Source organism: Streptomyces sp. NBC_00448, assembly GCF_036014115.1.
Lineage (GTDB): Bacteria > Actinomycetota > Actinomycetes > Streptomycetales > Streptomycetaceae > Actinacidiphila.
Map to the genome: position 1 here is coordinate 9,206,149 of NZ_CP107913.1, position 16,035 is coordinate 9,222,183.

At 72.7% G+C, this 16,035-nt stretch carries 12 protein-coding genes; 6 read left to right on the plus strand and 6 right to left on the minus strand.

The features are described 5' to 3' along the window. The first annotated feature begins 196 nt into the window (after positions 1-196). Both OG370_RS39485 and OG370_RS39490 read left to right on the plus strand, forming a co-directional pair. Positions 197-634, plus strand: a complete 438-nt coding sequence (locus tag OG370_RS39485; protein ID WP_328473035.1) for a universal stress protein — start codon at positions 197-199, stop codon at positions 632-634. Between the two features lie 102 nt (positions 635-736). Beyond that, positions 737-1,201 (plus strand): ASCH domain-containing protein, encoded by a 465-nt coding sequence (locus OG370_RS39490; protein ID WP_328473037.1) that lies wholly within the window; start codon positions 737-739, stop codon positions 1,199-1,201. Positions 1,202-1,262: 61 nt separating this feature from the next. On the opposite strand, the gene OG370_RS39495 is transcribed toward OG370_RS39490, so the two are convergent. Then, on the minus strand, positions 1,263-2,423 hold the full coding sequence (locus OG370_RS39495; protein WP_328473039.1) for an ROK family transcriptional regulator: 1,161 nt from the start codon (positions 2,421-2,423) through the stop codon (positions 1,263-1,265). A 513-nt stretch (positions 2,424-2,936) separates the two neighbouring features. Here OG370_RS39495 and OG370_RS39500 point away from each other — a divergent pair. The 4 genes from OG370_RS39500 (at position 2,937) to OG370_RS39515 (ending at position 9,196) form a co-directional block, all read left to right on the plus strand. Continuing rightward, on the plus strand, positions 2,937-5,066 hold the full coding sequence (locus tag OG370_RS39500; RefSeq protein ID WP_328473041.1) for a fibronectin type III domain-containing protein: 2,130 nt from the start codon (positions 2,937-2,939) through the stop codon (positions 5,064-5,066). Positions 5,067-5,288: 222 nt separating this feature from the next. After that, the gene (locus OG370_RS39505) at positions 5,289-7,505 is read left to right on the plus strand and encodes an alpha-galactosidase (protein ID WP_328473043.1); all 2,217 of its coding nucleotides are present in this window, start codon (positions 5,289-5,291) and stop codon (positions 7,503-7,505) included. Positions 7,506-7,939: 434 nt separating this feature from the next. Further along, positions 7,940-8,176: a DUF397 domain-containing protein gene (locus OG370_RS39510; protein ID WP_328473044.1), complete on the plus strand. Its 237-nt coding sequence runs from the start codon at positions 7,940-7,942 to the stop codon at positions 8,174-8,176. Between the two features lie 117 nt (positions 8,177-8,293). Beyond that, positions 8,294-9,196 carry a helix-turn-helix domain-containing protein gene (locus tag OG370_RS39515; RefSeq protein WP_328473046.1) on the plus strand — a complete coding sequence of 301 codons (903 nt, stop codon included), beginning with the start codon at positions 8,294-8,296 and terminating at the stop codon, positions 9,194-9,196. 3 nt (positions 9,197-9,199) lie between these two features. Here OG370_RS39515 and OG370_RS39520 read toward each other — a convergent pair whose 3' ends face one another. The 5 genes from OG370_RS39520 to OG370_RS39540 form a co-directional block, all read right to left on the minus strand. Next, positions 9,200-10,015, minus strand: coding sequence for an SAM-dependent methyltransferase (locus tag OG370_RS39520; protein WP_328473048.1), 816 nt, complete (start codon positions 10,013-10,015; stop codon positions 9,200-9,202). Positions 10,016-10,128: 113 nt separating this feature from the next. Next, entirely contained in the window at positions 10,129-11,130 is a 1,002-nt protein-coding gene (locus OG370_RS39525; protein ID WP_328473050.1) for an LmeA family phospholipid-binding protein, read from the minus strand. Beyond that, positions 11,127-11,771, minus strand: a complete 645-nt coding sequence (locus OG370_RS39530; RefSeq protein ID WP_328473052.1) for a TetR family transcriptional regulator — start codon at positions 11,769-11,771, stop codon at positions 11,127-11,129. Before OG370_RS39530 ends, OG370_RS39525 begins: the two co-directional genes overlap by 4 nt. A gap of 146 nt (positions 11,772-11,917) precedes the next feature. Further along, positions 11,918-14,242, minus strand: coding sequence for a glycosyl hydrolase family 18 protein (locus tag OG370_RS39535; RefSeq protein WP_443060825.1), 2,325 nt, complete (start codon positions 14,240-14,242; stop codon positions 11,918-11,920). A gap of 768 nt (positions 14,243-15,010) precedes the next feature. Next, the gene (locus OG370_RS39540) at positions 15,011-15,940 is read right to left on the minus strand and encodes a dihydrodipicolinate synthase family protein (RefSeq protein WP_328473054.1); all 930 of its coding nucleotides are present in this window, start codon (positions 15,938-15,940) and stop codon (positions 15,011-15,013) included. Between the last annotated feature and the right edge of the window lie 95 nt (positions 15,941-16,035).

The window sequence follows — 16,035 nt, forward strand, 5'->3', positions numbered from 1 at the left end:
TTCGCGGGATTCTCGCGGGCTTCCCGGGGGGCCTCTCGGGCTTCTCCGGTCAGGACCGGGACCACCGGTCTGGCCGCGCGCAAGGAGTGGCCGACGCCACTCCGGGAACGGGAATGGATCAAGGGACCCGGCCGCTCAACCAAGCGGAGGGCCCGCCGAACCGCGAGACCCCGTACGGACAAGGAAGTTGGACCCCATGTACAAGAACATCCTCGCCGCTGTCGACGGCTCGTCCCACGGCACCGCCGTGGTCGAGGCCGTGGCATCCCTCGCCAAGCTCACCGGTGCGGCGGTCCAGGTGATACACGTCCGTCCCTCGCAGGTCATCGGCGGCGCGATCGCCAGCACCGTGGTGCCGGTCGAGGAGCAGGAGGAGAGCCGCCGCGTCGTGGACGAGGCGGTCGCGCGGCTGCGCGGCGACGGGATCACCGCGGACGGCGAGGTCGACGAGGGCCTGCGCGAGGAGCTGGCCGCGATCCTCACCGAGCGCGCCGAGGAGCTCGGCAGCGACCTCATCGCGGTAGGCCCCGGCCACTACAGCGGCATCTCCGCCCTGCTCCACCCGAGCGTGAGCCGTGGCGTCGCGAAGACCGCGCACGTATCCGTCCTGCTGGTCCGCAGCGACGAGGCGTAACCCTCCGCCGGCGCCCGCCCGTACTACGGCCCCTCCCGGACGTCCGGGAGGGGCCGCGCCGTCCCTGCCGCGGTCCCCGGAACCGGCCGCTACCGTGGCCGTATGACCCCCGACTTCGTGCCGCCCGCAGACCTCGCGACGATGCCGAAGGCCGAGTTCGGCTTTCCCGGGCCGCTGCGCGACCAGCTCGTCGCGGCGATCCTCGACGGCTCCAAGACCTCGACGACCGGGCTGGTCGTCGACTACGCGCACGAGGGGGAGGCGCTGCCGGAGGTCGGGGACCGTGCGGTGGTCGTCGACTCGGACGACCGGCCGGTCGCGGTCATCGAGGTGACCGGCGTACGGGTCGTCCCGCTCGGGCGGACCGACCTCGCGCACGCCATGGACGAGGGGGAGGGGTACACCAGCGTCGCCCAATGGCGGGCCGGCCACGAACGGTTCTGGCACAGCGCGGAGATGCGGGCGGCCCTGGACGACCCCGGCTTCACGGTGGACGACGCGACGCCGGCGGTGCTGGAGCGCTTCCGCGTGGTGGGCGAGCTGCGGGCCGAGCCGAACGCGTCCTGAGCCGGGGCGGTCGGGTGATCGGTCGGTTGGTCGGGCAGTCGGTTGGTCGGGCGGGTGCGCGTTACTTGGACGGGGCGAAGAGGCGTTGGGCGGCGACCGCCGCGCCGCCGCGGGCCCACTCCTCGAAGGGGAGCGGGCGGACCAGGAGGTCGCAGTCGGCGGCGGCGCCGAACGCGTGGGCGGCGAAGGTCTGCCGGATCTGCTCCTCGTACAGGTCGTAGGAGGAGACGCCCTCGCCCGAGATGATGATCCGCTCGGGGCCGACGAGGTTGGCGACCGAGGCGAGGGCGAGCCCCATCGCGTGCCCGGCCCGGGCGAAGACCGCGCGTACCTCGCGGTGGCCGCCGTGGGCGAGCCGCACCGCGCCGGCCAGGCCGAGGTCCGGGTCGCCGGCCGCCTCCCGGGCCTGCTCGGTGATCGCGTGGCTGGAGGCGACCGCCTCCACGCAGCCGGTGTTGCCGCAGGTGCACACCCGGTCGGTGCCACCGACCGGAAGGTGGCCGACCTCGCCCGACACCCCGTGCGCCCCGGACACCACCCGCCCGCCGATCGACAGGCCGCAGCCGATACCCGCGCCGACGGTGACCAGCGCGAACGAGGAGAGCCCGACACCCGCGCCGAACCACTGCTCGGCGACGGTGAGGGCGCGGACGTCGTTCTCGATCACGGTCGGCGTGCCCGTCGCGGTCTCCACCAGCTGGGCGAGCGGCACCCGGCGCCAGTCGAGGAAGGGGGAGTACTGCACGGTGCCGGTCCGGCCGTCGACGTCCCCGGCGATGGTGACGCCGATGCTGTGCACGTCACCGTCCCGCGCGGCGCCCGCGTCGGTGCGCAGCCGGGCGACGAGGCGGGCGATCGCGAGGACCACGGTGCCCACGTCGCGGGAGCGCAGCGCGGCGCGGCCGCTGGCCAGCGGCCGCGCGGTCAGGTCGGCGAGCACGCCGATCAACTCGTCCCCGGTGACCTTCACCCCGACGAAGCGGGCCCGGCCCGCGCGGACCGCGATCGGCACGGCGGGGCGGCCGGAACCACGCTCAGCGGCTGCCGCCGGGCTGCCGAGTTCCGTGATCCAGCCGTCGGCCAGCAGGGGGGTGGCGACCTTCGTGACCGCGCCCGGCGACAGGCCGGTCCTGCGGCCGACTTCGGCGCGGGTCAGCGGGCCGTGGATCAGGAGGGTCTGGAAGACCAGGGACGCCGCGGGCGGCTGGTCGGCGAGCGTCATACCGAGACGATACATTTCCGAAGGAAACGAAGGAAGGTCCCTGCGGGGCTTGAGCGGGTCCGGGGTTCCCCCGGTGGGCCTGCGGAGGCGGTGGGTCCCCGCGTCCCTTCGGCTACGCGCTGTTGTGGTTGGGGCGGATTCCCGACTCTCCGGCCGGTGGCCTGTTGCGCGCTCCGTCCTCCCCCAGAACTCGGCCTGGGAGCTACCCCCACGCGCCCCTGAGTACGTGCGGCTCCTTCCGTGGAAGAGGGGCAACCCTCAAGGGGCGCGGGGAACTGCGCGCGCAACCCATCGCCGGCGGATGGTCCCTGAACCGGCAGGGGGGGCAGCCCGGGGGGAGGGCGCCCCGCAGGCGGGGTGCCGAATATGTTGACGGCGGAAGGAAACCATCGCTAGATTCGCCGCACTCCGCGCCCCGGGCGGTGGGACCTGCTCCGGGCGCGGGCCAACCCTTCTCCGCTTTGAGGCGGCCGACCGCGCCCGCGCGCGGCGAGGCCGGGATGGAGTACACCGATGACCCGTCCGGCAAGACCCCCACGGCGCTCGGGCACCCGCGGCACCCGCACCCGCGCTCGCGTTCTTCCGCTGCTCGCCGTCACCGCGGCCACCGCCCTCGCGGCAGCCGTCGCCGTACCCGCCAGCGCGTCAGCGTCCCCGTCCGCGCCCGCTTCCCGGCCCGCGCCCGCGCCCGCACCCGTGCTCGCCGCCAAGCCCTACATGGGATGGAGCAGTTGGAGCCTGGAGTCGACCAGCGCGCCGGGCTACGGCGGCGAGGCGTGGCTGACCGAGGCCCATGTCCTGCAGCAGGCCGACGTGGTGGCGTCGAAGCTGAAGCCGCACGGCTACGACTTCGTCAACCTGGACGCCGGCTGGAACGTCGACGCGGACGGCCACAACACCTCGGACGCGTACGGCCGTCCGGTCGGCGACGCCACGAAGTTCCCGCACGGCATGAAGTACGTCGGCGACCAACTCCACAAGAAGGGGCTGAAGTTCGGCGTCTACCTGGCGGTCGGCCTGTACATCGACGCGTACAACGACGGGAAGACGCCGGTCTACGGCGCCCCCGGCTGCACCACCAAGGACCTGGTCTATCCGGACCTGCGCAAGACCAGCGGCTGGGACAACGTGTCCTACCAGATGGACTTCGCCACCCCCTGCGCGGAGAAGTACATCGACTCCGTCGCCGACGAACTCGCCTCCTGGGGCGTGGACTTCCTCAAGATCGACGGCGTCGGCCCGGGCTCCGGGCAGGGCGACGCCGCCCACGACAACATCCCCGACGTCCAGGCGTGGCACGCCGCGCTCCAGCGCACCGGCCGCCCCATCCAGCTCACCCTCTCCTGGTCGCTGAGCCACCCCCATGTCGCGACCTGGACGCAGAACGCCAACGGCTGGCGGGTGGACACCGACGTCGAGTGCTACTGCGACACCCTCGCCACCTGGAACAACTCGGTCAAGCAGCGCTGGAACGACGTCGTGCAGTGGATACCCGACGCCGGGCCCGGGCACTGGAACAACCTCGACTCCCTCGACGTCGGCGACGGCGCGCTCGACGGCCTCACCGACGCCGAACGGCAGAGCTACGCCACGCTGTGGGCGATCGAGTCCGCGCCGCTCTACACCGGTGACGACCTGACCAAGCTCGACTCGTACGGCCTGTCGCTGCTCACCAACGACGAGGTCATCGCCGTCGACCAGGCCGGCCGCCCGGCCAAGCCGGTCAGCCAGGCCACCGACCAGCAGACCTGGTACGTCCGCAACGCCGACGGCAGTGTCACGGTCGCGCTGTTCAACCTCGGCTCGGCCGCGGCCGACGTGACCGCCGACTTCTCCGACCTGGGCATCGGCGGCACGGCGTCCGTCCGCGACCTGTGGAGCCACCGCGACCTCGGCTCCGCCGCCGGCCGGCTCACCGAGCACCTGCCCGCGCACGGCTCGCGGCTGTTCACGATCACCCCGAAGAACGCCGGCAACGGCCCGGGCACCCCGCTCGCCGTGCACGGCACCGCCTCCACGGCGACCAGCGTCTCGCTCTCCTGGGACGCGGTGAACGCGGGCCGCTCCGCCGCGACCGGCTACACCGTCTACGCCGACGGCCGGAAGGCCGCCACCACCAGCGGCGCCGGCGCCACCACCGCGACCGTCCGCGGTCTCGCGGCCGGCAGCGGCCACTCCTTCACCGTCGTCGCCCACGACGCGCACGGCCGAACCTCCGCGCCCAGCAAGGCGGTCGCGGTCACCACGCCGTCCGCCGCCGGACCGGTGGCCTACGAGGCCGAGGCGCCCGGCAACACCCTCGCGGGCGGCGCGAGCGTCGCGGACTGCGCGGGCTGCTCCGGCGGCAAGAAGGTCGGCAACCTCGGCGGCACCGGCAACACGCTGACCTTCAACGGCGTGACCGCGCCCGCCGACGGCACCTACCTGATGCGGGTCGACTACGTCGACGGCTCCTCGGGCCGCACGGCCGTGATCACCGTCAACGGCGCCTCCTTCCAGCTCCCGCTGGCCGGCACCAACGACAACGACTGGGGCGCCGCGCAGTCCGTGACGGTCCCGGTGCACCTCAAGGCGGGCACGAACACCATCGGCTTCGGCAACCCCACCGACTACTCCTCCGACATCGACAAGATCACGCTCTGAGCCACGGACGGACCGGCTGAGCCGTGCCGTACCCGGTCCGTACAGCGGCGTCTGATACGAACGAGCGATGGCCCGGCCGCCCGGCCGGGCCATCGCGGCGGTTCGGCTCCCGGAACCCCGGCTCCCGGAACCCCGGCTCCCGGAACCCCGGCTCCCGGAGTTCCGGGTGCCCGAACCTCCGACCCCCGACCCTTGAACCCCGGTTTCCGGAAGGACCTTTGTATGCCCAGCACTTCGGCGCGGATCGTCGCCCTGCGCGCTGCCGGTACGAGTTTTGTCGTGGAGCTGACGGAGCCGGTGCCCCGAGTTCTGCACTGGGGGGCCGACCTCGGTGAGCTGAGCGGCGCGGACTGGGCGGCGTTGAGCCTGACGGCCGAGCCCGCGATCCTGAACAACGCGCTGGATGTGGAGCGGCGCTTCACGGTGTGGCCGACCGAGGCGGACGGGTGGTCGGGTACGCCGGCGCACCACGGCCACCTGGCCGGGGGCGCGGGTGCGCCGCGGCTGGCCCTGTCCGGTGTCGAGCACCGCGAGGACCCGGACGGCGGGGGCGAGGTGCGGATCGCGCTGGCGGACGCGGGGGCCGGCCTCGACGTGGCGGTGACGTATCGCCTGGAGCCGTCGGGGGTGCTGGGGGTCCATGCGGAGCTGACCCGCCGTGCCGGCGCGTCCGACGGTGGCGCCGAGGCGGCGCCGTACGACCTCGCGCAGGCGGTGACGCTGCTGCCGGTGCCCCGGCGGGCGGCCGAGATCCTCGACTTCACCGGTAAGTGGAGCCGTGAACGGAGCCCGCAGCGGCGCCCGTTGGGGCATGGCACGTATGCGCGGGAGGTGCGGCGGGGCAAGCCGGGGCTGGACTCGCCGTATCTGCTGACGGTGGGGACGCCCGGGTTCGGGTTCCGGTCCGGCGAGGTGTGGGGGGTGCACGTGGGGTGGAGCGGTGACCAGCGGTTCCTGGTGGAGCAGTTGCCGGAGGGCGCGGGCGTGCACGCGGCCGCGCTGGGCGGCGGCGAGCTGCTGCGGGCGGGCGAGGTCCGGCTCGCGCCGGGGGAGGCGTATCGCACGCCGGTGAGCTGGTACGCCTGGTCCGCCGACGGTCTTGACGGTCTGGCCGACCGGTTCCACACCCTGCTGCGGGCGCGCCCGCAGCATCCGGTCGCGCCGCGTCCGCTGGTGCTCAACAGCTGGGAGGCGGTGTACTTCGACCACGATCTGGAGCGGCTGCTGCGGCTGGTCGACAAGGCCGCCGAGGTCGGGGTCGAGCGGTTCGTGCTGGACGACGGCTGGTTCGCCGGCCGCCGCTCGGACAACGCCGGCCTGGGGGACTGGTGGGTCGACCCGGTGGTGTGGCCGCGGGGGCTGACCCCGCTGATCGACCATGTCCGCGCGCGCGGGCTGGAGTTCGGGCTGTGGGTCGAGCCGGAGATGGTCAATCCCGACTCCGATCTGGCCCGGGAGCACCCGGACTGGGTGCTCGGCCCCAAGGCCGGGCTGGGCCCGTCGGCCCGCAACCAGTACGTCCTGGACATCACCAACCCCGACGCGTGGGCGTATCTGCTGGGCAAGTTGGACGCGCTGCTGTCGCAGAACGCCATCGCGTACCTGAAGTGGGACCACAACCGCGAGCTGCACGAGGCGGTGCACGGACGGGATGACCGCCCGGTCGCGCACGCCCAAGTCACGGCGCTCTACCGGCTGTTGGACGAGCTGAAGGAGCGTCATCCCGGGGTGGAGATCGAGAGCTGCGCCAGTGGCGGCGGCCGGGTGGATCTGGGCATCCTCGCGCGGACGGACCGGGTGTGGGCGTCGGACTGCAACGACCCGGTGGAGCGGCAGGCGATCCAGCGGTGGACGGGGCAGTTGCTGCCGCCGGAGCTGGTCGGCGCGCACCTGGGTCCCTCGCCCGCGCACACCACGCACCGGGCGACGGCGGACTCGTTCCGGCTGGCGACGGCGCTGTTCGGGCATGCCGGCATCGAGCAGGACCTGACGGCGTGCACGGACGAGGAGTTGGCGCGGATCACCGCGTGGACGGCGATGTACCGGGAGTTGCGGCCGCTGCTGCACGGCGGTCGCAGCGTCCGCGCGGACCTGACCGCGCCGGACGACCCGGACCGCGAGGCGCGGCTGCTGCACGGCGTCGTCGCGCTCGACGGCTCGGCGGCGCTGTACTGCTGGGCGCGTACCGCCACGTCCGCCGAAGGCCAGTACGGCCGGGTGCCGTTGCCCGGGCTGGCCGCCGACGGGAGTTACCAGGTTCGGGTGCGGACCGAGCTCGGCCTGCCGTCGCTGCACCAGACGTCCGGGCCCGCCTGGCTGACCGAGGCGCTGACGGACTGGGTGCGGATGCCGGGTGCGGTGCTCGTGCGGGCCGGAGTGCCGATGCCGACGCTCAACCCCGGCCAGGCGCTGCTGATCGAGGTGCGTCGGGCCGCGTGAAACGCGCGGCGGTCGGGGTCGTCCGGGTCGTCCGAGTTCCTGGGACGCCTGAGCCGCCGGGGTGCCGGGGCGCGTGAGTGTAACCGGAGATCCGGAGCCGACCGGACGCGAGCGAGCGGTTGATGCGCGGCAGTTGTACGACCCCCGTACGGTCGTGCAACTGCCGCGCACGCGCGGGCCGATGGCGATCGGGACATTGCGGCCCCCTGAGCTGCAACGTCTCGAAAACGGCAGTAATCCATACCCCGAGGGGGAGCCGCTCACGCATGTGTCGACACCGCGTCGGACCGACAGTACCGTGACTTGAGTGACACCGTTGCAATTGCATCGGAAATTGCAACAGCACGTGCACCCAGGGTGTTTCGGCAACTGCCGTGGCCCCTGGTGCGCCAGCGTAGCCAAGTGCCGCCCGGCCGACGAAGGAGCGATGCCAAGTGCAGCAATTCGAGAACGGTGTGCAGGCCAGTTCGATTTCCGGGGTCCGCTGGACCAAGAGCGCGCGCAGCAACCAGAGCGGCAATTGCGTCGAGGTGGCCGCGCTACCGGACGGCAGCGTGGCGATGCGCAACTCGCGCCATCCGGACGGGCCCGCGCTCGTCTACACCCGCGCGGAGATCACCGCGTTCGTCGAGGGCGCCAAGGACGGCGACTTCGACGGGTACATCGGCTGAGGCCGGCGGCCCGCGACGGTGACCTACGGAACTGCGCGCCGGTAGCCGCCGGCGGGCAGCCCCGAATGCCCATCCGGTGCAATACTGGTCCGTCCAGTAACTGTGTTGGGAGCCTGTATGCCTGCCGCGCCGCAGCTCGTCTCGCCCATACAGCTTCTCGAACGCCGCCCCGACATGGGTGCCAAGGCGATGGCCCGCGTGCTCGGCAACTACCTGCGGGCGCTGCGGGAGAGCCAATCCATCAGCCCTGTCGTCGCCGGCCGCCACATCCGCGCGCACGCCTCCAAGATCAGCCGGATGGAGACCGCCCACGTCAACCTCAAGTCCCGTGACGTGGAAGAGCTGTTGGCCCTGTACGGCGCCGACCCGGTCGAGCAGCGGCAGATCATCGCGATGGTGGAGCGCTCCGCCCGCCCGGACTGGTGGCAGCCCTACGGCGAGGTGGTGCCGGACTGGCTGCAGCAGCTCATCGGCCTGGAGCGCGACGCGCATGTGATCCGCACCTACGAGAACCAGTTCGTGCCCGGGCTGCTCCAGACCCCCGCCTACGCGCAGGCCGTCGTGCTCAGCGGCCATCGGCTGGCGCCGGCCGACGAGGTCGAGCAGCGGGTCCAGTTGCGGCTGGAGCGGCAGCGCCGGATGCACGCGCCGGGCGCGCCGGTGCTGTGGGCGCTGATCGACGAGGGCGTGCTCCACCGCCCGGTCGGCGGGCGGCAGGTGATGCGCGACCAACTCGTCTACCTGCTCGAAGTGTTGCGGCAGCCGGGGGTGCGGCTCCAGGTCGCCTCCTACGAGGCGAGCGCCGCCGCGACCCCGGGCGCGGCCGTGACCTACCTGCGCTTCGCCCAGGGCTTCCTGCCGGACGTGGTCTACCTGGAGCACATGACCAGCGCGGTCTACCTCGACCGGCTGGAGGACCTGGACCGCTACCGGGCCGCACTCGACGAACTCAGCGCGGTGGCGGCGACCCCGGCGGAGAGCCGGCTGCTGCTGGAGGAGGCACTGACCCGCTACGAGTAGCGGTCAGCGCACCCGGCCGACGCCGCCGAACTCGATCCACTCGTAGCTGGGTTGGACCAGCGCGAGTTCGTTGTCGGCGCGCCAGGTGGAGACCTCCACCAGCCCGGGCGGCAGGATCTCGGTGCCGTCCAGGTAGCGCAGCAGGTCGCTCTCCTCGCGCACCTCGCCCCAGTTGCCGCCGGTCGACTCGTCCATGAACTCGCTGACGCCGCACCGTACGTCGGGGTCGTCGCTGACCAGCTGGCACACCACCAGGCAGCTGCCGGCAGGCAGCCGGTCGCGCACCCGGTGCACCATGCCGGCCGGGTCCTCGACGGCCTTCACGCAGTGCAGCACCGACACGAACAGCGCCGCGACCGGCTCGGCCAGGTCGATCAGCCGATGCACCTCCGGGCTGTCCCAGATGCTGTCGGTGTCGCGGAAGTCGGCCTGGAGGACCGCGGTGTTCTCGTTCTGCTCCAGCAGCACCCGGCCGTGCGCCAGCACGATCGGGTCGTTGTCCGCGTAGACCACGCGGGCGTCGGGGTGGACGCGCTGGGCGATCTCGTGCACGTTGTCCTGGGTGGGCAGCCCGGAGCCGTGGTCGACGAACTGCCTTATGCCGTAGTCCTCGGCGAGCACCCGCACCACGCGGCGCAGGAACTGACGGTTGTTCAGCGCGAGCACCTTCATGCTCGGCACCTGCTCCAGCAGCTCCTCGGTGGCGCCGCGGTCAGCAGGGTAGTTGTCCTTGCCGTCCAGGAGGTAGTCGTACATGCGGGCGACACTCGGCACCGTCACATCGATCGGGGGACTGGGCGACACGTCTCCGGATGGCATGGGCCCCTCACGACATTGCTGATCCCTGCGCAACTACCGCCGCCGAGCGACATCGGGGGCAGCCGCCATCCTAGGCAGCGGCGATCGGCCGGTCGAGTGACGTGTCAAGGTCGTTACGCGGCGCACCCTTTCGAGGCACCCGAGGACACGCTCGCCGGCAGGGCCAGCATCAACCCGAGGCCGTGGGAGTCCGTACGCGCCCCGGTCAGGGCGACGCCCGGCGGAAGTTCGGGGGCCTTGACGGTGCGCGGGGCGAGCTTCGCGGCGAGCGCGGAGCCGCCCTGACCACCCGTCATCTGCGAGACGGGGAGGGTACGGCCGAGCACGTCGACGTCGGTGGGCGTGACGGTGATCGCGTCCTTGCTGGTGCTGATGGAGGTGTGCACGGTCACCGGCAGCGGGATGCCCACGAGGGTGCCGGTGAGCACCAGCCCGCCGTGGCCGTCGGACTCCGGCCGCAGCCCGGCCCCCTTGCGGTTCAGCCGCTTGCCCAACTCGTCGTAGGAGATGGTGGCCGTGGCGGTGCCGCCGCTCATGGTGCCCTTGGTGGTCACCTCGTGCAGGTCGGCGGCGACGGACAGGTCCAGGCCGTCACGCCGTACGTCCTCGGCGCGGATGTGCACGGTGCCGACGTCGCCGGTCAGCAGCCGCAGCCCGGCCAGGCTCCCGGACAGGTCCGCCGACACCGGGCCGGTCGGCTTGAGCTTGCAGCCGGCCGCGCGGGCGATCCGCTCCCGCGCGGTGTGCGCGAGGACCAGGTCGGCGGCGCTGGCGAGCAACGCCAGCCCTGCCACCACCGCGGTGGCCACGATCAGCGGTTTGCGGCGCGGCCCGAACCGGCGGCGCGGCAGGGCGGGGGCCGGCTCGCACAGCTTCGTCGCGTCGGGGTCGGGGTCGGGGTCGGGGTTGCGGTCTGCGGGGTTGCGGTCGGCGTCGCCCGCATCCGTATCGGCACCCGTATCCGGTGCCGTGGACGCGGCGGGCGCGCTGCCGGGTTCGATGGCCGCCTCGGGTGCGCCAGGCGCACCGGGCGCACCGGATATGCCGTCTTCCGCACCCGCGGGCGCGTCCTCGGCGTCCGCGCGCCGTACTTGGGGCTCGTCGCTGGGCGTCATGCGTCGGCGGTTCCGATCCGGGGGAGGTGGGCGAGCAGGGCCAGGGCCTCGGGCAGCAGCCTGGCTGTGGTGGGTTCCGCGGTGCCGGCCGCACGCCGGCCGCGCTGGGTACGCAGCACCGCGCGGGCGGCGGACAGCGCGGCGCCGGCCAGAACGGCCGCGCGCAGATCGCGATCAGGCAGGCCGGCCGGCAGCCGCCGCTCGACGAGCGCGGCGAGCCGGTCCTCGAAGTGGACGAACTCCTGCACCAGCCGCGCCATCACCAGGGACTCGGTGCCCTCCAGCGGGTGGGTGAGCGCGCTCAGGCCGCTGGCGCCGAAGGCGTCGGCCGCCGCCAGCAGCGCCCCGCACACCGCGTCGAGCGGCGGCTCCTCGACCGGCCGGTCCGCCAGCTCCGCCTCCACCCGGGCGAGCAGTTCCACCCCGTCGGGCAGCAGGAGCGCCTCCTTGCTGTCGAAGTAGCGGAAGAAGGTGCGCTCGGAGACGTTGGCGGCCGCGGCGATGTCGGCGATCGTGGTGCCCGCGAATCCGTGCACGGCGAAGAGCCGGGCCGCGCTCCGGCGCAGCTCGTGGCGGGTCTGCTCCTTCTTGCGCTCCCGCAGTCCGGGTTCGGACGCGGCTTCGGTGGGTGCGGCGGACACGGCGCCCAGCCTAGCGAACGTGTCGGCCGTGTCAATTGGCAGTCCTGCCAGTTTCTGCCCGGTGGCGGAGGCTCCAGCCGCCGGGGCCGCCCGGGTGCGCTCCCGGACGGCCCCAGCAGGTGTGCGCTCCGTTCAGGGTGCCGCCGTCAGTTCTGCAGCCCCGTGTTGAGGGTGTTGAGCAGCGAACCGTCGGGGGTGTCGCCGGACATCTCCCAGATCATCGCGCCCAGGAGGTGTTTGGACTTGATGTACGCGGCCTTCTTGCCGATCGACCAGGCGTCGTCGAAGGACCACCACTGGCCGCCCTCGCCGGTGTAGCCGTAGGTCGCCACGGTCTGGTCGTTGTGGTGGACGGTCAGCCCCGGCACGCTGGTGACCAGGTTGTTGTAGCCGCGGGTGCCGGCCTCCTCGGCGAACTGGCCGGGCGCGGCGCCGTTGGCGCTCTGCCACTCGCCGTTCGCGCCGCCGCCGGTCACCTGTTGCCAGCCTCTGCCGTAGAAGGGGAGGCCGATGGTGAGCTTGCGCGGGCTGACGCCGGCGTCGAGGTACGTCTGCACCGCGCTGTCGACGCTGAAGTCGTTCGGGTAGGGCGAGTTGGGGTCGGGGTAGAGGTTGGCCTGGTCACCGGTGCGGTTCGGCTCCCACGAGTTGTCGCTGCCCGAGCCGTGGAAGTCGTAGCCCTGGATGTTCTCGATGTCCAGGTTCTTCGACACCTGCGGCAGGTCCCAGCCGGCGTCGATCTTCTTGGGGTCGGCCGGGGTGAAGGCGGTGAGCAGTTTGTGGTCGCCGCCGAGCGCGTCGAGTTCGGTGCGGAACTCGGCGATCAGCGCGGTGAAGTTGGCCTTGTCGGCGGTGCTCCAGTGGTTGCCGGGGTGGCCGTCCGGGGAACCGGGCCACTCCCAGTCGAGGTCGAAGCCGTCGAAGATGCCCGCGGCGACGCCCGGGCCGCCGGCGCCCTCGGTCTCCGGCAGGTTGCCCTTGATGTACATGTCGATGCAGGACTGGACGAACTTCTTGCGGGAGGCGTCGGTGGCGGCCACGTCGGAGAAGTACTTGGAGTACGTCCAGCCGCCGAGCGACATCACCACCTTCAGGTTCGGGTACTTGGCCTTGAGCTCCTTGAGCTGGTTGAAGTTGCCGCGCAGCTTGCCCCAGCCGTCGTCCGCCTGGCCGTTGACGGACTGCGAGGCGGGGAACGCCCGGCCGTAGTCGGCGTCCGCGTCCCCGGCGCCGTCACCCTGGTTCGGGTCCTCCGGGTCGGCAGTGGTGCCCTTGGTCACGCCGTTGAGGCAGGTGAGGTTGGTCGGGTCGATGTTGCCGAACGCGTAGTTGATGACGTCGAGCTTGCCGGCGGCGCCCGAGGTGTCGAGGTTCTTCACGAAGTACTGGCGGCCGTAGATGCCCCACTGCACGAAGTAACCGACCTTGGCGTAACCGCCGTTGCCCACGGCCTCCAGGGTGGTGACGGTGACCGCGTTGCCGGCCGGCGAGACGTTGTCGGCCAGGTCACGGGCCTTCACGGTGAAGGTGTAGGCGGTGGCGGGCGCGAGCCCGACCAGGGTGGTGGTGCGGGTGTCGGCGGGCACGGTCGCGGCGAGCGTCGAGCCCTGGTAGACGTCGTAGGCGGCGACGCGGATGTTGTCGGTCGCCGCGTCCCAGGACAGCTGGACGGTGCTGGAGGTGACGGTGCCGGCCCGCAGGTTGCCCGGAGCGGTCGGCGGGACGGTGTCGGTGGACGGGTCGAAGGTGGTCGCGGTGACCGGGTCGCTGGCCGGCCCGGTGTTGCCGCGGGAGTCCTTCGCCCGCACCGTGAACTGGTACGACGTCGCCGGGGACAGGTTCGGCACGGTCGCCGTGGTGGTGGCGCTGGAGGCCACGACGGTGTTGCCTCGCAGCACGTCGTAGGACGCCACGGGGAAGTCTCCGGTGGCCGCCGCGGTCCACTTCAGGCTCACCGTGTGCGCGGTGGCGTCGGCGACCGCGACCCCGGTCGGCGCCTTCGGGGGCACCGCCGGGCTGCCGTCGCACTTGTCGCCGTTGATCAGGCACCCCGTCGGCGTGCCGAGCGGGCCCGAGGCCTGGAACGTGTAGCTGTACGGATACGTGGACCCGTTCGCCGGGATCGTCGCGTTGTAGTAGGCGGGCGTGACGACGACATGGGAACCGGTGACCGAACTGGTGCCGTTGGTCTCGCCGGTGATCGTGACACCGGCCGGGAGGTCGAACTCCAGGCTCCAGCCGTTGACCGCGGCCGAGGAGCCGTTCTTGACGACATAGCTGCCGGACCACGACGAGCCGCTGCCGGTGCTGCTGAACTCCGCGGTGAGCGCGCCGGCGGCGTGCGCGGCGGGGGTGTTGAGCCCGACGAGCCCGGCCATCGAGAGGGCCAGGGCGGTGAGTCCGGTGACCAGCCGGGCGCGTAACCGCGCCGCCCGGCGGACAGGTCTGGGCGTTCTGAGTCCTGTGAACACGGCTCTCCTTGGGGGTGGGGGGATGCCCAGGGCGGCGTGGAACGGCGTGACTCCCGTTCCGCACCGCACTGTCGGGGTATCGCACAGCCAGGACAGCCGAGGCCGCTGTCGAGCGGCAATGGGTCGGACGAACAATTGGACTGTACCAATCGGCGCGCGGCGGGCAGGGCCGCGCGCGTTGCCGCAGATGAAAAGGGACTAGACCAATTGCCGTGATTTTACCTTCACTTGACCGTCCGGGGATGCCGGGCGCCGGGCCGCCCGTGCAGGACGCCGCTCCGCGTGACAAGGCGGCCGAGCCGAAGGAGGGGCACCGGAGCGGGTGCCGCGCCGGATGCCGAGGCGGTGGTGGCGGTACGCGGGCGGTCCGGCCCCGCCGTCCACCAGGCGTACGGGATCGCCGGTGGCCGCTGGATGGCCGCGGAAAACGCAGCCCTTCCGCGCGTCAGTGCTTCATACGGCCGACTCGCCTTCCACGGCGGCCTGTTGACGTACGCGCTCCGGGTCGGGGCGTGAACGTTGCGACCGCCTGGCCGCGTTGCGCGCGTGCCGAGGGCGGTTGGGCTCATCTCGCGTCCAGCGGGTGGGCGAGGAGTTCGGGCACCGTGGCCAGCGCCGCCTCCCGCAGCGCGGGCACTTGCTCCGCCGGCACCCAGCGGTGCGGCCGATTCGCCATCCGCGACGGCGCGTTGACGTACGCGCTCCGGGTCGGGGCGTGAACGTCGTGACCGCCTGGCCGCGTTGCGCGCGTGCCGAGGGCGGTTGGGCTCATCTCGCGTCCAGCGGGTGGGCGAGGAGTTCGGGCACCGTGGCCAGCGCCGCCTCCCGCAGCGCGGGCACTTGCTCCGCCGGCACCCAGCGGTGCGGCCACCGCACCCGGGTGCCGGTGCGGGACCAACCGCCCACTGCGCACAGCGTCTTGTCCAGCGCCGGATCGCTGTAGCCGTCGGCCGCGAGCGGCGCCACATGGCGGTCGAGGAAGCCGCGCAGCCGCGCCTCCACGTCCGCCGCGCCCCGCGGGTCCGCGGCCATCTGCGCATACCAGCGCACCGCACCGGCCGGACTCATGCAGGCGACGTTCGAGTACGACCCGGCGGCGCCGCCGCGGCGGCCGGACGCCAGCGTGTGGCCCGCCACGAACACCGCGAAGCGGTCGGTCAGGCCCTGAGCGACCTCCACCGCTGGCACCTTCAACCCGACCACCTGCGGTACCTCTTCGCCGATCCGCGCCAGCAGCGCCGGCGTGACCTGCGTCTTCGCGTACGGCGGGTTGTACAGCACCAGCGGCACCCCGTCCGCGGCGGCGGCGAACCCGCGCAGCGCGGCGACCACTTCACCGGGCCGGAGCGGCAGCCAGTCCGGCAGCACCACCTGGATCGCGCCCGGCCGCAGCGCCGCCGCCCGGCGAACCCGGTCCAGCGACAGCCGCCCGCCGGGGTGGCTCGCGCCGAGCTGGTACGGCACCCCGGCCGCGGCGCAGCGCGCGGCCACCAGCGCGTGCAGGCGGTCGTACTCGCCCTCGTCCAGGGTGTGGAACTCGCCCGCGGTGCCGTTGGTGTAGACGCCGTGCACGCCCGAGCCGAGCACCGCCTCCAGCGATTCCTCCAGGCGGCCGAAGTCGATCGCGTCGTCCGCGTCGAGCGGCAGCAGCGTCGGCGACCAGATGCCGCGCAGCGTCCGCGAGGTGAGTGCGTCCACCGATCCCTCCCCGGGGTCCGGGCCGGCGTGCGCGCGACACCGCCGCCACGTGATCGCCGAACATCGGACATCCTACGTGGGATGAGTGCCGCCGT